Source organism: Corynebacterium sp. HMSC070H05, assembly GCF_001837615.1.
GTDB classification, from domain to species: domain Bacteria; phylum Actinomycetota; class Actinomycetes; order Mycobacteriales; family Mycobacteriaceae; genus Corynebacterium; species Corynebacterium coyleae.
This window is the reverse complement of record NZ_KV833273.1, coordinates 125714-147452: the sequence shown is the minus strand read 5'-3', so window position 1 is coordinate 147452 and position 21739 is coordinate 125714. Positions and strand designations below refer to the sequence as shown.

Genomic DNA, 21739 nt, shown 5'->3' with positions numbered 1-21739 from the left:
GGCTCCTGCGGCAACTGCGGCGGATATACAGACGGATAAGACTGCGGGAAGCAGACGTTTCATGGCGGAAGCGGGTCCCTCATCGGCGTGATTGATTTGTGATGCATCTATTACTACCGCACTGTTTCGCACAGCTGAGCCTTAGGTCCGGAGTGTCGTGTCGTGGCGTGGTTTAGAATGCTGCACCATGTCGAACACGCGAGCTGCCAACCTGCCTGTGGCCCGCGTGCTGCCTATGTTGGGGCTCGCGCACCTTGATCGGGCCTTCGATTATCTTGTCGACGAGCAGGATGCAGAAGCCGCACAGCCAGGCGTCCGCGTGCGGGTTCGGTTTGCAGGCAGGCTCGTGGATGCGATCGTGCTGGAGCGGGTGTCGTCGACAAGCCATGAAGGCTCACTGCGCTTCATCGAACGCGTTATCTCACCCGAGGTCGTGGCCCCGGAGCACACGCGCATGCTTATCGACGCACTCGCGGACCGGTACGCAGGCATCCGATCCGACATTTATCGCTCTGCAATACCCGCACGACATGCGAAAGCGGAAGAAACGGATACCTCCACACCATGGGTGGAGCTCGGGGAGGTCGCCGAGCCGGACCTTTCCGCATGGACGACGTACACACACGGTGAGTCCTTCGTCGATGCCGTAGTAGAGGGAAAGCTGGCTCGTGCCGCGTGGCAGTTGGTGCCGGGCGAGGATTGGCCTGCCGCGCTTGCCGCACTCGCTGTCAAGGTGGCAAAGGACGGCGGTGGCGCGCTCATCGTGGTTCCGGACCAAGATGCTGTTGACCGTTGCGAGGAAGCGCTACGCGAGCTCGTTGCGGCAAAACAAGTGACGACTTTGACCGCCTCCCAGGGACCCCAAGCACGGTATTCCCGCTACCTGTCCGTTCTGCACGGCCAAGGGCGCATCGTGGTAGGGACCCGCTCCGCCGCGTTCGCGCCGGTCCAGAACTTGCGGTTGATGGTCGTCATGTTCGACGGCGATGACAACCTCGTGGATCCTCGCGCGCCCTACGTTCACGCCAGGGAGGTGCTCACGACGCGCTCGAGCCTTGAGCGCGCATGTTTGGTCATCGGTGGATTCTCACGCACAGCAGAGGCGCAACTGTTGGTGGAATCTGGCTGGATGCACGAACTGGTCGCACCCCGCCAAACGCTTCGTACACGTTCGCCTTACATTCACGCCGCGGGCGATTCTGACTTTGAGCTTGAACGGGACCCGAGGGCTAAACAGGCGCGTCTGCCTTCGTCAGCATTTGCAGCCGCGACGAAAGCCCTCGAGCGGGGCACACCCGTGTTGTTCCAGGTGCCACGCACCGGCTATATCCAATCTCTTGCGTGTGGGCAGTGTCGTACACCGTCGCGTTGCCGTTGGTGCAACGGACCGCTGGGGTTGCCGTCCGGTGGTGAAGCAGCGGCACCGACATGCCGGTGGTGTGGCCGAATGGACCCTGCACATGTGTGTCCGGCATGCGGTTCCCGGCGTGTGCGGGCTGTCGTACTGGGCACCGAACGCACCGCAGAAGAGCTTGGCCGTGCGTTTGCGAAATATAGGGTCAAAACGTCCGGGGGCGATCGTATTTCGCGCACGATTGACGCGGGGCCTGCGATTGTCGTCGCCACGCCAGGTGCGGAGCCTCGAGTACCAGGCGGATACGGTGCTGCTGTGCTGCTTGACGCGTGGGCGCTCGTGCAACGCCCTGACTTAAGGGCAGTGGAGGACACGCTGTCGAAATGGATGGCTGCTGCCACGCTTGTCCAACCGCATGCCGATGGCGGAGAAGTCGTAGTGGTAGCGGAGCCGAGCATGCCGGTCGTGCAGCATCTCATTCGCTGGGACGCGCCGGGATTTGCAGCTGCAGAGCTGGCTTTGCGCCGCGAGGCGAGATTTCCGCCGGCGGTCCACGTTGCCGTGGTTGACGCGCCCCGAGACGCGCTGGAGCCGTTCTTTGAGCGCACCGACCTGCCGGACTACGCGGAGATCCTGGGGCCTGTGGATTTGCCCCCGGGTGTGCGTTTGCCCGGCGAGTGGGATCAGCGTGAGTACGGTCCGGCGCAGCGCATGCTGGTGCGCGCGCCGTTAACTGGGCGGTCTGCGCTGGGCAAGGCGCTGCGGGCAGGGGCAGTCGCGTGGACGACGTCGAAGCAGGAGCTGCCACTGCGTATCCAGGTCAATCCGGTGGATATCGGGTAAGCGAAATTTCGCTTGTCCAGGTCAGTACACTTGGCGTTCATGGCCATACGCGACATTCGTCTATTCGGGGATCCGGTGCTCAACACGGCAGCGGAGGAGGTGGATGTGTTCGACGAACGCCTGCACAGGCTCGTGGGTGACATGCTTGAGACGATGGATGCGGCTGGGGGTGTTGGCCTAGCGGCAAACCAGGTCGGTGTCGCACAGCGAGTGTTTGTGTTCGATTGTCAGGGCCTTCGGGGACACATCGTGAACCCGGTGTGGACGCCGTTGGGCGAAGATACCCAAATTGGTGTGGAGGGATGTCTTTCGGTGCCTGATGTTCGCGGGACTGTTGAGCGGCACAACACCGTGGTTGCCCATGGCGCCGACATGTGTGGGCGCCCGCTGACACTACGCGGCAGCGGATTGCTCGCACGCTGCATTCAGCACGAAGCAGACCATCTCGACGGCGTGATGTTTACGGCCCGAATGTCGCCAGCTGACCGCAAAGCGGCACTCGATGCGATTGCCGCGGCGGAGTGGAATAAGGAGAACTAACCGTGAGACTTGTATTTGCAGGCACCCCTGAGCCGGCGGCAGTGGCACTGGAGCGGCTGCTGGCATCGGAACATGAGGTAGTGGCCGTGCTGACGCGACCCGATGCACGCAAAGGCAGGGGGCGCACGTTGCATCCGTCGCCGGTGAAGGCAGTTGCACTCGAGCATGGCATTGAGGTGCTCACACCCGAGAAACTTGACGACGACACCGCGGCCCGACTGCGCGACATCGCCCCAGACGCGATCCCGGTCGTTGCGTACGGCAACCTGATTCCTGCTGGCATGCTCGATATTCCGACGCACGGTTGGGTGAACTTGCACTTCTCGCTGCTGCCGCAGTGGCGCGGTGCTGCGCCGGTACAGGCCGCGATCCGCGAGGGCGATGCCTCCACCGGTGCGACGACGTTCCGGATCAACGAAGGGTTGGACACCGGCGACATTTTGGACACGCTCACAGACACAATTTCCGACGACGACACCGCCGGTGTTCTTCTCGAGCGTTTGGCGTACTCCGGCGCAGACCTGCTCGTTCGCACCATGGATGGTCTTGAATCCGGCACACTGACGCCGAAAGCACAGCCTGAAGAGGGAACCTATGCGCCAAAGATTCTCACTGCAGATGCGCGCGTTGACTGGGCCGCCGATTCCACGGTCATCGATCGGGCAATTCGTGCGCATACTCCAGCGCCTGGTGCATGGACTATGCGAGGCGAGGAGCGATTCAAGCTCGGGCCAGTAACGTCTGTCGATTCAACCGAGCTCGCCCCGGGCCAGGTTGCATTTGGCAAGAACGAGGTGCGAGTGGGAACCGGTACTCGTGACGTCGTGCTCAGCACGATTCAGGCACCCGGCAAGAAAATGATGAACGCAGCTGATTGGGCTCGAGGCTTGGCCAACGATGTCCGGGCGGAAGGGATGACGTTCGAATGAGTGGTGGATTCCGGTCACGCGCAGCAGGGCGCCGTGAACACCAGCCGAAGCGAAACGGGCGAGCAAACACGCGGCAGGCGCCGAGGCGTCGCAAAGAAGCAGCACCTGTGAACGCAACCGCACGCATCGGTGACCCGGCGCGCGAGGCGGCATTTGAGGTGTTGGTACGCGTCGAGCGCGACGCGGCGTTTGCAAACCTCACCCTGCCGACGGTCTTGCGTGAGCGAAAGATCACCGGTCGTGACGCTGCGTTTGCAACCGAGCTGACTTACGGCACGCTGCGCAGCCTTGGTGTTCTTGACGCTGTGATTGCAGACAACGCATCCCGCGGCCTGGACCGAATGGCTGTTGAAGTGCTGACTTCGTTGCGGCTCGGCACCTACCAGTTGCTGTACACGCGAGTGGAGGACCATGCGGCCGTCGACACCTCCGTACGTTTGGTTGAAGCGGCCGGTCAATTCAAGGCCAAGGGCTTTGTCAACGGCGTGTTGCGCTCGATTACGCGGACTCCAGCGGAGGAGTGGCTCCGCAAGCTTGAACCGGAGGACCCGCTTGCTGCGGTGGCGTTCCGCCATGCGCACCCGGTGTGGATCGCGGAATCGATCCGTGCTGCACTGGGCTCGAGAGACGACGAGCTTGAGGCTGCGCTTGAGGCTGATTCAGCCCGCCCGGTCGTACATCTTGTTGCTCGACCAGGCGAGATGAGTGCGGAGGAGTTAGCGCTGGTCACTGGCGGAGAAGAGGGGCGCTACTCACCGTACGCCGTCTACCTCCCTGAAGGTGATCCAGGACAGTTGCAGCCGGTACGCGAGGGGCTCGCCGCAGTCCAGGACGAGGGCTCGCAGGTGATTGCGCGTGCGGTAGTGGACGTGCCGGTCGAAGACGACCAAGGCCGATGGCTCGACTTGTGCGCTGGGCCGGGAGGTAAGGCGGCGCTTATGGGGGCGTTGGCTGCTATCGATGGCGCAGTAGTTGATGCCGTCGAAGTGAGTCCGCACCGTGCTGAACTCATTCGGAAAACCGTGCGTGATCTTCCTGTGCGCGTCCATACTGCCGATGGTCGTCGTTCTGGCCTTGAGCCGGGCTACGACCGTGCTCTCGTCGACGCACCCTGTTCCGGTCTCGGAGCGCTTCGCCGCCGCCCAGAGGCGCGTTGGACCAAGCGTGAGGAAGACATCGCGGAACTCAACGTGCTTCAGCGCGAATTGCTCTCGGCTGCAATCGAGCTAGTTAAGCCCGGCGGTATTGTCGTCTACTCCACGTGCTCACCCGATGTGCGCGAAACCAGGGGAATCGTCGACACGATCCTCGCTGATGGCAAGGTCGAGGAGCTCGATGCGAGCCAGTACGCAGCGGGCATGGATGACGTTGGCGACTTGCCAAGCGTCCAGATGTGGCCGCACCGACACGGAACAGACGCTATGTTTTTCGCTGTACTGCGAAAACTCGGACCCGAGCCGACCACCGAAGTTTAAGGACACCTCATGATTTACATCGCACCATCAATTCTTGCCGCTAATTATGCAGCGCTTGGCGACGACGTCCGCAAGGTCCCCAACGCAGACCTGATCCACGTTGACATCATGGACGGCCACTTTGTGCCCAACTTGTCCTTTGGTCCCGACGTGACCAAGGCGGTTGACGGCGTGACGGACCAATTCCTGGATATGCATTTGATGATCGAGGAGCCGGAGCGGTGGTTTGAAACCTACGTCAAGGCCGGCGGCGACCGCCTCGTGTTCCATGTCGAAGCGACCGACGACCATGTAGCTGCTGCGAAGCAGTGCCGCGAACTCGGTGTACAGTCCGGCTTCGCCATCAAGCCAGGGACCGCAATCGAGCCGTACCTCGATGACCTCGAGCATTTTGATCAGGTCATGGTCATGAGTGTCGAGCCAGGATTTGGCGGCCAGAAGTTCATGCCCGAGGTCCTGGGCAAGGTGATGACGCTTCGCGATCGCATTGCGGAAGCGGGCCTGGACACAATCATTGGTATCGACGGTGGCATTGCCAACAGCACTATCGCACAAGCGGCAGCGGCCGGTGTGGACGCATTCGTTGCTGGTTCCGCCGTATTCGGCGCTGATGACCCAGCCCAGGCGGTAGAGCGCCTCCGCGAGTTGGCAACTGAGGCTGCGCAGGCGTGACACGTGATAATCCCGCGTTAGCCAACGCGGTTTCTGCGGCCATAGCGGCGGGTGACGCAGTGCGCGGGACGACCTCGCCGAACCCGCCGGTGGGCTGCGCAATCGTGACCGCATCCGGGGAAGTTATCGCGACTGGCGGGACCTCTCCCGCGGGCGGGCCCCATGCTGAGGTCAACGCCCTGCGTGAAGCGGGACCACGGACGAAGGGCGCGACAGCCGTTGTCACTTTGGAACCGTGCAACCACACTGGCAGGACAGGTCCGTGCACCCAAGCGTTGGTGGATGCCGGAATTGCGAGGGTGGTGTATCTGACCGCTGATCCGTTTGAGCCTGCATCCGGCGGCGCGGATTGGCTGCGAACACATGGATTGGATGTGGCCCTACTTCACACCCGTGTGGAGGCACTGCAGCCCTGGCTTCGCTCGGTGCGCAACAACCGCCCGAGTGTGACGCTGAAGTTTGCGTCGACGCTGGACGGGTTTACGGCAGCGGCCGATAAGACGAGCAAGTGGATCACTTGCGACGAAGCCCGCGCCGCTGTGCACGCAGATCGCACGAAACGTGACGCGATTGTCATTGGCACGGGGACCGCGCTTGCTGACAACCCATCGTTGACCGCCCGCCACAGCGATGGCGCTCTGTATGAGCACCAGCCGCGACGTGTGGTCGTCGGTAAGCGGGCTGTTCCCAGCGGCAACCTGACCGAGCTCGGGTTTGAGCAATACGACACTCCACAGGCCGCGCTGACAGCGCTGTGGGATAGCGGCGCGAGAGATGTGCTTGTAGAAGGCGGGGCAACATTGGCGGCGAGTTTCCTGGAACTCGACCTGGTCGACGCGGTGCAGGCCTACATTGCCCCTGCACTGCTGGGGGCCGGACGGGGAGTGCTCGACTGCGAAATCGCGGGAACGATTGGTGACGCTAAACGTTTCCGCACCACTGATGTGCGCCGGATCGGCAACGATGTGCTTATAGAAATGGAGAAGGACTGAACTGTGTTTACGGGACTCGTTGAGGAGATTGGTGTCGTTGACACGCTTGAACAGCTCGAGGATGCCGTTCGGATCGCGGTACGTGCGTCGAAGGTCACCGAGGATGCATCACCGGGAGACTCCATCGCGGTCGACGGCGTGTGTCTGACGGTGGTTGACAACGTTGCTGGCGTATTCACCGCTGACGTGATGCGCGAAACGCTGGATCGCTCGCGTCTCGGCACCTATAGCGAGGGGAGCAAGGTCAACCTAGAGCGCGCGTTGGCTGCTGGTCAGCGCATGGGCGGACATATCGTGCAGGGCCACGTCGATGGTGTCGCCGAGGTTGTCTCTCGCACGCCTTCGCAGCACTGGGAGGTAGTGCGCTTCACTCTGCCCGCGAATCTTGGTCGGTATGTGGTGGAGAAAGGATCCATTACGGTCAACGGAACGTCGCTGACGGTTTCCGCGGTTGGAGACGATTTTTTCGAGGTGTCGCTGATCCCCACCACGCTGCGCGATACCACTGCTGGTGACCTTACGGTCGGTGATCCGGTGAACCTTGAGGTGGATATCGTGGCCAAGTACGTTGAGAAAATGGTGCAGGGCTAGGGTTGAACGGTATGACAGCATCCGCCGGTAGCGCCGGTAATCACACCACCGAATTGGACACTGTGGAGGAGGCGATTGCCGCCATCCGCGAGGGCAAAGCAGTCGTCGTCGTGGACAGTGAGGATCGCGAAAACGAGGGCGATCTCATCTTCGCTGCACAAGACGCCACGCCGGAGTTGGTGGCGTTTATGGTGAGGTACACCTCTGGCTACATTTGCGTGTCCATGTCGGACGAGCGGGCTACTGCCCTAGATCTGCCCCCGATGGTTGCGCAAAACCAGGACCTGCACGGGACTGCCTACGCCGTGACCGTTGATGCAGCAACCGGCACCACCGGTATTTCCGCACGTTCGCGCGCCACGACGATCGCATTGCTTGCCGACGATTCCGCGACCCCAGAGTCGTTTACGAGGCCCGGACACGTTGTGCCCCTGCGGGCGCGTGACGGGGGAGTGCTTGTCCGGGACGGACACACGGAGGCAGCGGTAGACCTTGCAACGCTTGCGGGTAAGGCCCCCGTCGGCGCACTGTGCGAGATCGTTTCTGAAGATGACCCTGCAGACATGGCTCGATTCGACGAGCTCCGCAGGTTCGCGAATACGCACGGGCTTCCGATGATTTCGATCGAGCAGCTCGCTGCGTACCGTCGCCAGCATGAACGATTTGTCGAACGCAGCACTGCTACTCGTTTACCAACGGAGTTCGGTGAATTCACTGCGGTTGGCTACCTGGATACGTTGACTGAGACCGAGCATGTTGCGCTGATCGCGGGGGAACTTGATGCACTGCGCGACGCCGAGGACGTTCTCGTCCGCGTGCATTCGGAATGTCTCACCGGCGATGTGTTTAGCTCCCGGCGTTGTGACTGTGGTCCGCAGCTTCAGGAATCAATGCGCCGCGTTCAACAGGAAGGCCGCGGCGTCATCGTCTACTTGCGTGGACATGAGGGACGCGGAATCGGGTTACTCGCCAAGCTGCGCGCCTACCGTTTACAGGACGACGGGCTCGACACCGTTGATGCAAACCTTGAACAAGGCCTGCCAGTCGACGCACGCGACTATTCCGCAGCAAGCGACATCCTTGCAGACCTGGGTATCGGTTCGGTCGATCTGATGACCAACAATCCCCAAAAAGTCGATGCCTTTGCCGGTCTGATCCCCAAGGTTGCTCACCGCAGTAGGATCGAAGTGGTTCCTAACCACGACAACATCGCCTATTTGCGGACGAAGCGCGACAGGATGGGACACGACCTGCCCGGCATTCTCGGTTGGGCTGAAGAACACAACACACAACACCCACAACACCACACCAACTAGGTATCAAGGAGACCCACCAGTGGCAGCTACTGGAGCACCCGAGGACTATTCCCTGCAAGCGGAGGGGCTTACCGTCGCCGTCGTTTACACCCGCTGGAATGAAAAGATCGTCGAGATGCTGCGCGCTGGCGCACGAGATGAGGCCCGAGAACTGGGCGTTAAAGTCGATGAATATGCGGTAGCAGGCGCGTTGGAGTTGCCAGTTGTGGTGCAGGCATGCGCAAAGCGCTACGACGCGGTAGTGGCCCTCGGCTGCGTCATCCGTGGCGAAACTGCCCACTTTGATTACGTTTGCGACTCTGTCACCGCTGGCCTCACCCGTATTGCATTGGATGAGGAAACGCCGGTAGGCAACGGCGTGCTCACGGTTGAAGAAGAAGACCAGGCTTACGAGCGTGCCGGTGGGGAAGACGCGAAAGAAGACAAAGGCGCTGAAGCGATGCGTGCGGCCGCTGGAGCCTTAGTTGAACTGCAGAAAGTTCGCGCTTTGCCGCTAAAGGGTTAAAGTAGCCGGAGCGAGCGCGGCACGGAGTCGTCGAGAAGCAAGAGCGTTTTCAAGTTGACAAGGAGTGCGGAAGTGACTGATCAACCAGCAGGCACACACATAACGAACGAGCAGGAAGCTGCTTACCTGACTGCGCTTGATCCGCACGCCAACACCTCGACGAAGCCGTGGGAGCTTGAGATTTCGTCGAGGTACCTGCGAACCGTGGCGATCGGCTGGATCATCCTTGTCATGGCCGTGCATTTCTTCATGGCGTGGGCCGTGGACGCGCAGTTCTCGGGCATCGCGATTACCAGCGTGGATAAGTTCGCGTTCGTTGGCGTTGGCCTGATTATTTCCGTCCTGTCCTGGATCGCACTGACTCGCCCTCGGGTGCGTGCGAACGAAGACGGTGTCCAGGTGGCCAACATCATCGGCACCCGTTTCTACCCCTGGACCGTCATTTACGGTTTGAGCTTTCCCAAGGGCTCCCGCATGGCGCGACTCGAACTTCCGGAATTCGAGTACGTCACCCTGTGGGCGATCCAATCAGGCGATAAAGAGCGCGCGATTCAGGCTGTCGAGCAATTCCGCAAGCTCGAAGCCAAATACATGCCTAAGGATTAACCCTTGGCTGACCCCCAGTCTTACCGCCCAGCGCCCGGAACGATCCCAACCGATCCGGGCGTGTATAAGTTCCGGGACCGCGACGGGCGTGTCATCTACGTTGGCAAAGCCAAAAATCTTCGTGCGCGCCTGAGCAACTACTTTCAGCCACCGGAGACTCTGCACCCGCGGACCCGGCAGATGGTCTACACCGGCGCGTCAGTCGAATGGACCGTTGTCGCATCCGAGGTAGAGGCGCTCCAGCTCGAATACACATGGATCAAGCGCTTCGACCCATGGTTTAACGTCATGTACCGCGACGACAAGACGTACCCAATGCTTGCCGTCAGCGTGCGCGAACGCTACCCGCGCGCGTTCTTCTACCGTGGCCCCAAACGTAAGGGCGTGCGCTATTTCGGCCCGTACTCGCACGCGTGGGCGGTGCGCGAGACCCTCGATCTGCTCACGCGCGTGTTCCCGATTCGGACGTGTTCCAACGGTGTGTTTAACCGTCACGAATCCCTTGGACGCCCTTGCTTGCTTGGGTACATCGACAAGTGTGCGGCACCCTGCGTCGGTCGTGTCGACGAAGCCGAGTACGACGAGATCGTCCAAGGCTTCCTTGGCTTCATGGCAGGTCGCTCCGAGAAGCTTGTCCGTGGCATCACCGCACAGATGGAGGAGGCCGCGGAAAACCTCGAGTTTGAAAAAGCGGCGCGGCTTCGCGACGACCTCGGTGCCGTCGAAAAGGTAATGGAGCGCCAGACGGTCGTCCTCAGCCAGGACACCGACGCGGACATCATCGCCTTTGACACCGACGAGCTTGAAGCGGCGGTGCAGATTTTCAACGTCCGTGATGGACGCATCCGTGCACAGCGGGGCTGGGTTGTCGAAAAAACGGGCGATGAGCCCGGAGCAGCAGAACGTCTGGAGGAAGGCCAGACCGACCCAACGTTGCCAACGTTGATGCAGAACTTCTTGGTCCAGTACTACTCGGATGCGGTCGAGCGAGTGAAGCAAGAGCGTGAAGAGGACCGCAAGATCGAAGCGCAGAAGGTTCGTCGCCGAGGCGTAGATCAGGAGTCACGTGCACAGGCGGCGGCACCGATGCCGGTGCCGCGTGAGATTCTCGTCGAGACGCTGCCCGCGGAACTGCCGGAAGTGACCCAACTGCTCGAAGAACTACGTGGCGGGCCTGTGGACCTTCGCGTGCCGCAGCGTGGGGACAAGCGCGCACTGATGGAAACAGTGCACAAAAACGCCGCCGAAGCGCTCCACCAGCACAAGTTGAAGCGGGTCGGTGACCTGACCGCACGATCGCAGGCCCTGCAAGATATCCAGGACGCGCTCGGGATGGACGAAGCGCCGCTGCGTATTGAATGCACCGATATTTCCCACATCCAAGGCACCGACGTTGTAGCCTCCCTCGTGGTGTTCGAGGACGGTTTGCCCAAAAAGAACGACTACCGTCGATACCGCATCAAGGAGGCAGCCGGCGATGGTCGATCCGACGACGTCGGGTCCATCGCCGAGGTCACACGCCGGCGCTTCAAGCGCTACAACGAGGACAAACTCGCCAACCCTGATGAGGTCGCTGAGGCGCAGACCTTCGAGGACGAGGCCGACGAATCGACCGGTGCGAAACGCTTCGCTTACCCTCCTCAGTTGTTCATCGTCGACGGTGGCAAACCCCAGGTTAATGCCGCACAGGCTGTGTTCGACGACCTCGGCATCGTCGATGTACAACTCATCGGATTGGCCAAACGCCTCGAGGAAGTGTGGGTGCCGGACGACGACGAGCCGGTGATCCTGCCGCGAAACTCCGAAGGCATGTATCTGCTCCAGCAGGTGCGTGATGAGGCCCACCGGTTCGCCATCACCTACCACCGCCAGCAACGCTCGAAGCGCATGCGAGCGTCCGCCCTCGACGCAGTTCCGGGACTAGGCCCCGCGCGGAGAACCGATTTGGTGAAGCACTTTGGCTCGGTGAAGAAGATCAAAGAGGCTTCTATCGAGGAGATCCAGGAGGTTAAAGGCGTCGGTCCGAAACTCGCCGCGACGATCTACGAGCACCTTCATACGTAGCTGGTTGTGAGGCTGGCTTTGCGGCAGCTTTTGCGGCAGCTTTTGCGGAACCGCGACGCGGCTCGCTGCGCTTCGTTAGGATGAGCGCCATGTCCACAGCTTCTGCTCAAGCATTGCCACACGATTTGCGTTCCGCCAGTTGGCGTCCGGTGATCATCACCGGTTTGTCCGGTGGCGGATTGTCCACCGCAGCGAAAGTATTCGAGGACAAAGGTTTCTTCGTTTCTCAGAATCTGCCACCCCAGTTAATTCTGGAGCTTGTGGACCTTGCAGCAGCGGACGATTCCCCAGTGGAACGGCTGGCGGTCGTGTCGGACGTGCGCGCAGACCGGTTCAACGGTTCATTGGCCGACACCCTTGAGGGGCTCCGTCGACGTGGTTACTCACCGTTCGTGCTGTTTCTTGAGGCGCGTGACGATGTGCTGATCCGCCGATTCGACTCCGTGCGGCGCACGCACCCGCTGCAGGGCGATGGTACCTTGCAGGACGGCATCGATCGCGAACGCGAGGAAATGGAAGGCATCCGTTCGGCCGCAGATGTCATCATCGACACGTCCAATTTGTCTGTGCACGACCTACGCCGCGCTGTTGAGGCATCGGTCGGCGAGCTGCCGGTGGAGCGTCAACACGTCACTATTGAGTCTTTCGGATTCAAGCATGGTTCGCCACGTGACGCTGATCTGATCATTGATGTGCGATTCCTACCCAACCCATACTGGGTTGAGGAGCTGCGCGACTTCCGCGGTATCGACGCACCTGTAGCAGACTATGTCCTGTCGCAGGATGGTGCGAAGGAATACGTGGACCATTTCGTTGATCTGTTGTCGAGCACGTTGAAGGGCTACCGCCACGAAGGTAAGGACTTCATCACTGTGGGCGTTGGCTGCACAGGTGGGCACCACCGCTCGGTTGCGGTCGCAGAAGCGATCGGGAAGCGACTGCGACAGCAGGGCCAAGTTGATGTCAATGTCATCCACCGTGATTTGGAGAAGCACTAATGCGCGCGACTGATCCCGCGGCGATGACGTACACATGCCTCGGAGGAGGGCATGGGCTCTACCAGACGCTCACGGCCGCGCGCGTTGCCGGCGCAGCTCGTATTAACGCTGTGGTGACAGTTGCCGATGACGGCGGCTCGTCGGGCCGCCTGCGTCGCGAGATGGAGATTGTTCCTCCGGGAGATCTCCGCATGGCGCTGGCAGCGCTTACCGACGACAGCGGGGACGGCGCAATGTGGCGCGACACGCTCCAGCACCGCTTCGGTGGGCATGGCGCAATGGCTGGACACGCTTTGGGAAACTTGATCATCGCCGGACTTGCGGAGCGCCTTGGTGACACACAAGCGGCGCTGGACCAGGTTGGCAAATGGACCGGCTCCCAGGGACGAGTCATTCCAGTGAGCCCACAACCCCTCGACATTGAAGCTGATGTTGCAGGGCTTGACGACGACCCACGGGTGCTGCGCTCTGTACACGGCCAAGTCGCCGTTGCGACGACACCGGGCACTGTGCGCCGTGTGCGGCTGACTCCGTCCGAACCGCCAGCGAGCCGGGACGCCATCCAGGCGATCATGGACGCGGATCTGGTCACCATTGGGCCTGGTTCGTGGTTTTCCTCTGTGATCCCGCACCTGTTGGTGCCTCAAGTGCGCGATGCGTTGAACGAGACCGAAGCGAAGGTGGTTGTGGTACTCAACCTCTCCCCAGAAGCAGGGGAGACCCATGGTTTTACCACCGAGCGTCATATTCATGTCTTTGCGCAACACGCCCCCAACCTGCGGGTTGATTGCTTCCTGGCGGACAGCGACATGGTGACTACGCAAGGCGAACGTGAAAACGTCCGCCGTGCGGCGGAACGGCTCGGCGCGGACGTCGAATACCGCTCCTTACGTGTCGAAGGCGACGATGGTGTGAAGCGTAACCTTCATGATCCGTTGAAGCTTGCCGCGGCGCTCAAGGACCTCTCGACGAGCAGCTAAGAGCAGCAAGCTAGACTGCTCCGGGTTGAAGGGGGCGATGAAAGGACGGAAACATTGGCGCTTACGGGCAAGGTGAAAGAAGAGCTACTCGCCGTATCTTGTGGTACCACCGAGGCTCGGGCGGCGGAAGCCACCGCGCTTATTCGTTTCGCCGGCTCGATCCAGCCTTCCGATAACGGTCTGGCGATCGTCGCAGAATTCGGCGAGAAGCCGGTCGCGGTGAGGCTCGCGGAATCAATCCAAGAGCTCTGCTCAGTCCAGCCTGCCATCGAGACCGTACCCCCTGCCCAAGGCAGTAAAGACACTACGTATGTCGTTCGGGTGGAACGTGACGTGGCTGATGTCATCCGCCGGTTGAAGCTTGTGACAGCGTCTGGTCACCCGGTGGTTGGTATGCCGCGACAGGTGATTTCAGGATCAATGGCCGGCGTTGAGGCAGCTTGGCGTGGCGCGTTTCTCGCACGAGGAAAGCTGATGGAGCCTGGCCGTACCGCGACCCTTGAAGTGGCGTGCCCGGGCCAGGAAGCTGCGCTCGCACTCGTTGGGTTGGCCCGTCGTCTGTCGGTGACCGCGAAGACCCGTGAAACCCGAGGTGTGGAGCGAGTGACTATCCGCGACGGCGAGACCATCGGAATCCTGCTGAGTCGTATGGGGGCACCACTGACCCGCCTGGAGTGGGACCGCAAGCGCGCGGCGAAGGCTGTGACAGCGAAGGTAAACAACCGCTTGGCTACCTTCGATGACGCCAATACTCGCCGTTCGGCGCAGGCTGCAGCAGCTGCTGCAGCTCGGGTGGAGCGTGCGATGGACATTCTTGGCGACGATGTTCCTGAGCACCTTGCGGAAGCGGGCTACCTCCGCGTGGAACACCGCCATGCTTCACTCGAGGAACTTGGTCGTTTGGCTGACCCGCAGATGACCAAGGACGCCGTTGCAGGACGTATTCGACGACTGCTGTCGCTCGCTGATCGTCGAGCAGCCGAGATGGGGATCCCGGACACACACGGAGTGGAAACGGCTCCGAATCCTGTGAATTCAGATTAACGCCCAGAACGTGTTCGGAATCACAGTTTCCTCTGGGGTACATGAGATGCCCTGAGCGGGCGGTATTTTCCCCAGGGGGAGTGGGGGTGCTGAGGTGTCGTGGTGTGGGAAACCACATTCAGAATCGGCACGGCGGGGGAATGCTCCCCCTGGTTGCGGGGAGGGGGCCTTGGGGCGAATTTGCGCCCTGCAGGCTGTGAGAGGCGCAGATACACTGGCTTGCGTACGAGGTTTTCTACAACCATCGAGGAGAAAATACAGTGACTACGCGCATTGGCATTAACGGTTTCGGTCGTATCGGACGTTCCGCGCTCCGCATCATCGAGGACGAGTACAAGGGCGAGCTCGAAGTCGTCAAGATCAATGACTTGACGAACAATGAGACTCTCGCACACTTGCTGAAGTACGACACGGCCTACGGCCAGTTCAAGCACGACATCGAGTACGACGACCACTCGATCTCTATCGATGGCCGCCGTATTGAGGTCTCCGCTGAGAAGGACCCGGCAAACCTCGCCTGGGGTGACCTGGATGTTGACATTGTGCTGGAGTGCACCGGCGTATTCCGCAAGGGGCCGGAGGCTCAGGCGCACATCGATGCCGGCGCGAAGAAGGTCATCATCTCCGCACCGGGCAAGGAAGTTGACGGCACCTACGTGTGGGGCGTGAACCACGCCGACTACACGGGCAAGGAGAACATCATCTCCGCGGCATCGTGCACCACGAACTCGCTCGCGCCGGTTGCGAAGGTCCTCGACGAGGCGTTCGGTATCGAGCGTGGCCTGATGACCACCATCCACGCTTACACAGGTGACCAACGCATCCAGGATGCTCCGCACAAGGACCTGCGTCGCGCCCGCGCGGCAGCGCAGAACATCGTTCCGACGACCACCGGTGCAGCTAAGGCTGTGGCGCTCGTGCTCCCGAGCCTTGAGGGCAAGCTCGATGGCTTCGCAATGCGTGTGCCGACCATCACCGGTTCCGCCACCGACCTCACCGTGACCCTGGGCAAGGATGTCACTGTCGAGGAGGTCAATGCGGCAGTGAAGAAGGCTGTGGAGGACAGCGAGTTCGGCCAGGCGCTGAAGTACACCGAGGACCCGATCGTCTCTTCCGACATCATCGGTGACCCGCACGGCGCTATCTTCGACGCTGGCATGACTCGCGTCATCGACGGCAACCTAGTCAAGATCATCTCGTGGTACGACAACGAGTGGTCTTACACCGCCCAGTACATCCGTCTGACCAAGCTGGTTGCGGACAAGCTCTAAGTTATGGCACCCCCGGGTCCGTGGCGCTTCCAGCGCGGCGGACCCGTTTTTCATACGATGGGATGCGTTCACCGAACTAAAAGGAGAGACCCCTTGACTAAGAACTTGCAGCAGCTTCTCGACGAAGGCGTCGACGGCCGCCACGTCCTCGTTCGTTCCGACTTCAACGTTCCGCTCGACGAGAACGGCAACATCACCGATGCCGGTCGCATTGACGCGTCGCTGCCTACGCTGAAGGCGCTTCTCGACGGCGGCGCGAAGGTCATCGTTATGGCACACCTCGGCCGCCCGAAGGGCGAGGTGAACCCGAAGTTTTCTCTCGCACCGGTTGCAGAGGCACTGTCGGAACGTCTCGGGCAGTTTGTCCCGCTGGCAGGCGACGTCAGTGGCGAGGACTCCCACGAGCGTGCCAACGGCCTGACCGAGGGCGAGATTCTGCTCCTGGAGAACGTCCGTTTCGATCCGCGCGAGACTTCAAAGGACGAGGCGGAGCGCGCGGAGTTTGCGGCCGAGCTTGCAGCCCTTGCCGCTGACAATGGTGCGTTTGTCTCTGATGGCTTCGGCGTTGTGCACCGTGCTCAGGCGTCTGTGTACGACGTTGCGAAGAATCTGCCGGCATACGCGGGCTTTCTCGTCGACAAGGAAGTCGAGATCCTGTCCGCGGTGAAGGACAAGCCTGAAAACCCGTACATTGTGGTGCTCGGTGGATCGAAGGTTTCAGACAAGCTCGGCGTGATCGAGGCGTTGGCCGAAAAGGCCGACAAGATCATCATCGGTGGTGGCATGTGCTTCACCTTCCTTGCAGCGCAAGGCCACAACGTGCAGAAATCCCTGCTGCAGGACGACATGATTGATACCTGCAAGGAGCTCATTGCACGCTTCGGCGACAAGCTGCTCCTGCCGGTCGACGTCGCAGCTGGCGCAGACTTTGACAAGGACACTGAAAAGAAGGTCGTCGGACTAGACGAGATTCCGGAAGGCTGGATGGGCCTGGACATCGGTCCGGAGACCGCAAAGAACTATGCGGAGGCTATTAAGGGCTCCAAGACGGTGTTCTGGAACGGCCCGATGGGCGTGTTCGAGTTCCCGAACTTCGCAGATGGCACCAAAGCGGTAGCCGAGGCCATGATCGCAGCGACGAAGGACAACGGTTCCTTCACAGTTGTAGGCGGCGGCGATTCGGCAGCATCCGTGCGCACTCTGGGCCTCGACGAAGAGGGCTTCTCCCACATTTCGACCGGCGGTGGCGCTTCCCTCGAATTGATTGAGGGTAAGGACCTGCCTGGCGTTTCTGTTCTGCAGTAAGGAGGTCTATCCATGGCACGTACACCACTCATCGCGGGCAACTGGAAGATGAACCACGATCACCTTGAGGCGATCCAGAGCGCGCAGAAGCTTGTCTTCGCGTTCCCGAAGGATGGTTACGAGGTAGTCGATATCGCCCTGACCGTCCCGTTCACAGACCTTCGTTCAATCCAGACGTTGGTGGAAGGCGACAAGCTCCAGATCACCTACGGCGCGCAGGACGTGTCTGAGCACGACAACGGCGCGTACACCGGCGACATTTCTGCCGCGATGCTGGAGAAGCTCGGCTGCACCTGGGTGGTCGTCGGCCACTCGGAGCGTCGCGAGTACCACGGCGAAACCAATGAGCAGGTCGCTGCCAAGGCGAAGAAGGCGCTTGAACACGGCATCACGCCAATCGTCTGCGTCGGCGAGCCACTCGAGGTCCGCGAGGCGGGCGACCACCTCGACTTCGTGGTCAAGCAAACGCGTGAGTCGTTAGCTGGTGTGGATGCGTCCAAGGTCGTCATCGCCTACGAGCCCGTCTGGGCAATCGGTACTGGCAAGGTAGCCTCCGCCGCGGACGCGCAAGAGGTCTGCCACGGCATCCGTGAACTTGTCCGTGAGCTTGCGGGCGACGACGCAGCCGAGCAGGTCCGCATCCTCTACGGCGGTTCGGTGAAAACGGACACCGTCGCAGAGATCGTGGGCCAGCCCGACGTCGACGGTGGACTCGTCGGCGGTGCCTCCCTGGATGGCCAGGAGTTTGCGAAGCTTGCTGCCGCTGCCGCGAACGCGTCGATGTAAGTTCCCACCAGAAAGTGGTGTAGGCTCAACAGAGTTTGCACCAATGTGATTTGGAAAGGTATCGCAGATGGCTCTTGCTCTCGAGATCGTGCTGGTGATTTCGGCGATCCTCATGACCGTGTTCGTCTTGCTGCACAAAGGCAAGGGCGGCGGTCTGTCCAGCCTCTTCGGTGGCGGCGTTCAGGCGAACCTGTCCGGCTCCACCACCGTGGAGCGCAACCTGGACCGCGTGACCGTGCTGATGGCGATCATCTGGATCGCCTGCATCATCGGTCTGAACCTGATCCAGACGTTCGCGTCCTAACAGCGAATTAGTTCAACGGTCCTGCTGCATCCTCGGTGATGCGCAGGACCGTTTCTTTACGCCCAACTGCGCCGGCGACCGGCCAATCCTGAGCTGCCGTAACACCGTCACCTGCGTGGGAGGCAGCCTCGGCTTTCTCTGCGCCGGAAACGAGCAACCACACACGGTCGGCTGACTGGACCGCAGGCAGGGTCAGGGTTGCCCGCTCGGCTGGCGGCTTGGGGGAGTCAGTAACCGTGACGACCATGGCATCATGTTCGCGCACGGCGCTGGTGTGAGGGAACAGCGAGTTGATGTGACCCTCGCCGCCCATACCGAGCAAGTGGAGGTCGAAGCCATCCGGCGCAAACTCCGCTAAGGCTGCTTCATAACGCGCTACCGCGGCATCCATGGGCCCACCGTCCAACCCGTAGCCGTGGATGTTCGCTTCGGGTATGTCGACATGGTCAAGCAACGCCTCCCGGGCCTGGCCCTCGTTGGACTCGGGGTGGTCTACCGGTACGTTGCGTTCATCGCCGAAAAACACGTCTACGTTTGCCCAGTCGATCGCTTCGGTGCGCAGACGTCGCAGGAGAGCGATGCCCGCGGTTCCGCCGGTCAGTACCACTCGAGCGCGGCCGTCGCCAGAGCGCTGAGCGTCGCGGATGACGGCCGCAACGTCGGCGGCGGTGTCGTCGATAAGAGCCTCGAGATTCGGATAAATCATGCGTGTCGTACCTTTCCTAAGCCGTTCAAAGCGTTGCCGTAGATGGCATCGGGACCGAGGTGGCGAAGCTCTTCGGCAAGACATTCGGCGTCAGTGCGCTCACCCATTGCGACGCGCGAGTCAGCCATGTCTGGTACCGAAATGCGTACCGTGTACTCACCCTCAGCAACGACTTCAACATCGCCGCCGTCAGTGTGGATGATGGTGTGGGCGATGGGGAAGCCGGAGATATGCTCATCGCAACGTGTTACCTCCACATCGAGGCTGTCAGCGAGCCAGCCGGCCGCAAGATCCACGCTGGGGTCTCCAGGAGCACCGGCGACCTCTGCACCCGTGATTGTGTGCTCAGGGAACCGGTCAAGCGCCGAAGCGAGAATTCCCCTCCAGGGAGTGATTTGAGACCACAACATATCGGAATCGCCGGGCGTATAGCCTGCCGCCAACTCCGCGAGCGATCCATCGCGGCTCGCACCACGAATGTTGGTAATGCGACGTTGCGCAATGTGTCCCAACTGATCTTCGGAGGGCCGTTTTGGAGCAGCGCCTGGCCAATATGAGACAACGGGGGTGTCGGGAAGCAGAAGGGGTGTCACCACCGCACCGAGGTGCTGCGTCAATTCCCCGCGCAGATGCATGACGACGACCTCGGAGGCGCCTGCGTTAGACGCAACCATCACTTGGGCGTCGAGACGCGATTCCTTAGCCGGGTCGCCGGAGACCAGCACGAGTACACGTGCTGGGTGCTCGAAAGAGGCGTCCCGGAGGGTGGACAAGGTGTCATCGAGAAGCTCGCTGTCTTCATCTACCGCAACCAAAAGCGTCAGGACGCGACCGGTAGCTAGCGAATGGCTCTCGCGCACGCGTGCGAGTGACGTCTCAATCAGTTTCGTGGTGGTGTTAGGAAGATCGATGATCATACGTCGAACCCTTTCTGCTCCGTTACGGACGACGCCACGCCCGGCCCTCGCGGGCAAGCATCTCATCAGCGGACGCAGGACCCCAGGTGCCTGCCTCATAGTCTTCAGGGGCGCCATGTTCCGCCCAGTAGTCCAACACCGGATCCAGAATCTGCCAACTGCGCTCCACCTCGGCGTTGGTGGGGAACAGGCTGGACTCGTCAAGCAGCGCATCAAGGATGAGACGCTCGTACGCCTCTGGGGACTGTTCCGTGAACGCCTCCGAGTAGTGGAAATCCATGTTCACGTCCCGAAGCTCCATACCCGCACCAGGGACCTTCGAACCGAAGCGCATGAGAACACCTTCGTCGGGCTGGACGCGGATGACCACTGCGTTGTTGGTCAGCAAATCCGTCTGGCCTTCTGTAAACGGCTGGTACGGGGGTTGTTTGAAGACAAGCGCGATTTCGGTCACCCGTCGGCCTAGGCGCTTGCCGGTGCGCAGATAAAACGGTACACCAGCCCAGCGTCGCGACGCGATTTCTAGCGTGCATGCTGCGTACGTCTCAGTTGTCGAATTCGGATCGAATCCGTCTTCCTCCCGCAGCCCTACGACGCGTTCAGAGCCCTGCCAACCCGCGGTGTACTGGCCGCGTGCCGTCGTCTCAGAGAACGGGCCGACAGCGGTGGTGGCTCGAAGCACCTTAAGCTTCTCCGCGCGCAGCTGCCGTGGCGAGAACGATGTCGGCTCCTCCATGGCAACCAACGCGAGCAGTTGAATCAGGTGGTTCTGGATAACATCGCGCGCTGCGCCGATGCCGTCGTAGTAGCTCGCCCGACCACCGAGGCCGATGTCCTCGGCCATGGTGATCTGCACATGGTCGATGTAGTGCGAGTTCCACACGGGCTCGAAGAGCTGGTTAGAAAAGCGCAGGGCCAAAATATTTTGGACGGTTTCTTTGCCCAGATAATGGTCGATGCGGAACACGGAGCGCTCGTCGAACACGGCGCCTACCACCTCGTTGAGCTGGTGCGCTGACTGCGCGTTGTGCCCAAATGGCTTCTCGATGATCACGCGCCGCCACTCGCCTTCACCTGCGTGGGCCATACCACTGCGATCAAGTTGGTGGATCACATCCGCGAAAAAATCGGGAGGTACCGACAGGTAGTACGCCCAGTTGCCAGCAGTGCCGCGTTCCGCGTCGCTGCGTTTCAACGTGGCCGCAAGGGCGTCGAAGGCGTCGTCGTCATCAAAGTTGCCCTTGACAAACTGAAGACCTTCAGCGAGGCGCTGCCACACATTCTCGTGAAAGCTAGTGCGCGCGCCCGCATCGATTGCTTCACGGACATAGGCCTGAAAATCAGCCTGTGTCCAGTCCCTCCGCCCGTAGCCGACGAGCGTGAACCCGCCGGGGAGGAGGCCACGATTCGCTAGATCATAGATCGCGGGAAGAAGCTTTTTGCGGGCCAGATCGCCGGTCACACCGAAGATAACCATGCCGGAAGGTCCGGCGATCTTGGGCAGCCGCTTGTCCTCAGGGGAACGGAGTGGGTTAGTCACA

General features: G+C 61.1%; 21 protein-coding genes. 18 read left to right on the top strand and 3 right to left on the bottom strand.

The genetic code is table 11. The annotated features are described in order from the left end of the window. The first annotated feature begins 187 nt into the window (after window positions 1-187). The 18 genes from HMPREF2617_RS00740 to secG all read left to right on the top strand — a co-directional run bounded on the left by HMPREF2617_RS00740 (window position 188) and on the right by secG (window position 18575). A complete protein-coding gene (locus HMPREF2617_RS00740; RefSeq protein WP_070423110.1) occupies window positions 188-2197 on the top strand; it encodes a primosomal protein N' in 2010 nt (669 codons plus the stop codon). 39 nt (window positions 2198-2236) lie between these two features. Further along, complete coding sequence (gene def / locus HMPREF2617_RS00735; RefSeq protein ID WP_070423242.1) at window positions 2237-2737, top strand: peptide deformylase; 501 nt, start codon at window positions 2237-2239, stop codon at window positions 2735-2737. Between the two features lie 2 nt (window positions 2738-2739). Then, a complete protein-coding gene (gene fmt / locus HMPREF2617_RS00730) occupies window positions 2740-3666 on the top strand; it encodes a methionyl-tRNA formyltransferase (protein WP_070423111.1) in 927 nt (308 codons plus the stop codon). Then, complete coding sequence (locus HMPREF2617_RS00725; RefSeq protein WP_070839056.1) at window positions 3663-5141, top strand: RsmB/NOP family class I SAM-dependent RNA methyltransferase; 1479 nt, start codon at window positions 3663-3665, stop codon at window positions 5139-5141. The genes fmt and HMPREF2617_RS00725 overlap by 4 nt, the downstream gene beginning before the upstream one ends. Before the next feature lie 9 nt (window positions 5142-5150). Then, the gene (gene rpe, locus HMPREF2617_RS00720) at window positions 5151-5813 is read left to right on the top strand and encodes a ribulose-phosphate 3-epimerase (protein WP_070423113.1); all 663 of its coding nucleotides are present in this window, start codon (window positions 5151-5153) and stop codon (window positions 5811-5813) included. Continuing rightward, window positions 5810-6805, top strand: coding sequence for a bifunctional diaminohydroxyphosphoribosylaminopyrimidine deaminase/5-amino-6-(5-phosphoribosylamino)uracil reductase RibD (gene ribD, locus HMPREF2617_RS00715; RefSeq protein ID WP_070614998.1), 996 nt, complete (start codon window positions 5810-5812; stop codon window positions 6803-6805). Before rpe ends, ribD begins: the two co-directional genes overlap by 4 nt. Window positions 6806-6808: 3 nt before the next feature. Continuing rightward, complete coding sequence (locus HMPREF2617_RS00710) at window positions 6809-7396, top strand: riboflavin synthase (RefSeq protein ID WP_070614999.1); 588 nt, start codon at window positions 6809-6811, stop codon at window positions 7394-7396. Window positions 7397-7407: 11 nt separating this feature from the next. Next, window positions 7408-8712, top strand: coding sequence for a bifunctional 3,4-dihydroxy-2-butanone-4-phosphate synthase/GTP cyclohydrolase II (locus HMPREF2617_RS00705; RefSeq protein ID WP_070839110.1), 1305 nt, complete (start codon window positions 7408-7410; stop codon window positions 8710-8712). A gap of 19 nt (window positions 8713-8731) precedes the next feature. Continuing rightward, window positions 8732-9217 carry a 6,7-dimethyl-8-ribityllumazine synthase gene (ribH, locus tag HMPREF2617_RS00700; protein WP_070423117.1) on the top strand — a complete coding sequence of 162 codons (486 nt, stop codon included), beginning with the start codon at window positions 8732-8734 and terminating at the stop codon, window positions 9215-9217. 72 nt (window positions 9218-9289) lie between these two features. Beyond that, window positions 9290-9823, top strand: a complete 534-nt coding sequence (locus HMPREF2617_RS00695; protein ID WP_244268731.1) for a PH domain-containing protein — start codon at window positions 9290-9292, stop codon at window positions 9821-9823. Window positions 9824-9826: 3 nt separating this feature from the next. Continuing rightward, window positions 9827-11887 carry an excinuclease ABC subunit UvrC gene (uvrC, locus tag HMPREF2617_RS00690; protein WP_070451404.1) on the top strand — a complete coding sequence of 687 codons (2061 nt, stop codon included), beginning with the start codon at window positions 9827-9829 and terminating at the stop codon, window positions 11885-11887. A gap of 89 nt (window positions 11888-11976) precedes the next feature. Then, complete coding sequence (gene rapZ, locus HMPREF2617_RS00685) at window positions 11977-12885, top strand: RNase adapter RapZ (protein WP_070615004.1); 909 nt, start codon at window positions 11977-11979, stop codon at window positions 12883-12885. Beyond that, window positions 12885-13865, top strand: coding sequence for a gluconeogenesis factor YvcK family protein (gene yvcK / locus HMPREF2617_RS00680; RefSeq protein ID WP_070839053.1), 981 nt, complete (start codon window positions 12885-12887; stop codon window positions 13863-13865). The genes rapZ and yvcK overlap by 1 nt, the downstream gene beginning before the upstream one ends. A gap of 54 nt (window positions 13866-13919) precedes the next feature. After that, on the top strand, window positions 13920-14909 hold the full coding sequence (gene whiA, locus HMPREF2617_RS00675; RefSeq protein ID WP_070839051.1) for a DNA-binding protein WhiA: 990 nt from the start codon (window positions 13920-13922) through the stop codon (window positions 14907-14909). Window positions 14910-15169: 260 nt separating this feature from the next. Continuing rightward, the gene (gene gap / locus HMPREF2617_RS00670; RefSeq protein ID WP_070451412.1) at window positions 15170-16180 is read left to right on the top strand and encodes a type I glyceraldehyde-3-phosphate dehydrogenase; all 1011 of its coding nucleotides are present in this window, start codon (window positions 15170-15172) and stop codon (window positions 16178-16180) included. Window positions 16181-16273: 93 nt separating this feature from the next. After that, window positions 16274-17485 (top strand): phosphoglycerate kinase, encoded by a 1212-nt coding sequence (pgk, locus tag HMPREF2617_RS00665; protein WP_371441279.1) that lies wholly within the window; start codon window positions 16274-16276, stop codon window positions 17483-17485. A 12-nt stretch (window positions 17486-17497) separates the two neighbouring features. Further along, the gene (tpiA, locus tag HMPREF2617_RS00660) at window positions 17498-18271 is read left to right on the top strand and encodes a triose-phosphate isomerase (protein WP_070615009.1); all 774 of its coding nucleotides are present in this window, start codon (window positions 17498-17500) and stop codon (window positions 18269-18271) included. 67 nt (window positions 18272-18338) lie between these two features. Then, the gene (gene secG / locus HMPREF2617_RS00655; protein WP_070423126.1) at window positions 18339-18575 is read left to right on the top strand and encodes a preprotein translocase subunit SecG; all 237 of its coding nucleotides are present in this window, start codon (window positions 18339-18341) and stop codon (window positions 18573-18575) included. 7 nt (window positions 18576-18582) lie between these two features. Here secG and pgl read toward each other — a convergent pair whose 3' ends face one another. The 3 genes from pgl to zwf are packed head-to-tail and all read right to left on the bottom strand — an operon-like array spanning window position 18583 to window position 21738. Continuing rightward, on the bottom strand, window positions 18583-19281 hold the full coding sequence (pgl, locus tag HMPREF2617_RS00650) for a 6-phosphogluconolactonase (RefSeq protein ID WP_070423127.1): 699 nt from the start codon (window positions 19279-19281) through the stop codon (window positions 18583-18585). Then, window positions 19278-20198 (bottom strand): glucose-6-phosphate dehydrogenase assembly protein OpcA, encoded by a 921-nt coding sequence (locus HMPREF2617_RS00645; protein WP_070839048.1) that lies wholly within the window; start codon window positions 20196-20198, stop codon window positions 19278-19280. The genes pgl and HMPREF2617_RS00645 overlap by 4 nt, the downstream gene beginning before the upstream one ends. A gap of 22 nt (window positions 20199-20220) precedes the next feature. Continuing rightward, window positions 20221-21738 (bottom strand): glucose-6-phosphate dehydrogenase, encoded by a 1518-nt coding sequence (zwf, locus tag HMPREF2617_RS00640; RefSeq protein ID WP_070423129.1) that lies wholly within the window; start codon window positions 21736-21738, stop codon window positions 20221-20223. Between the last annotated feature and the right edge of the window lies 1 nt (window position 21739).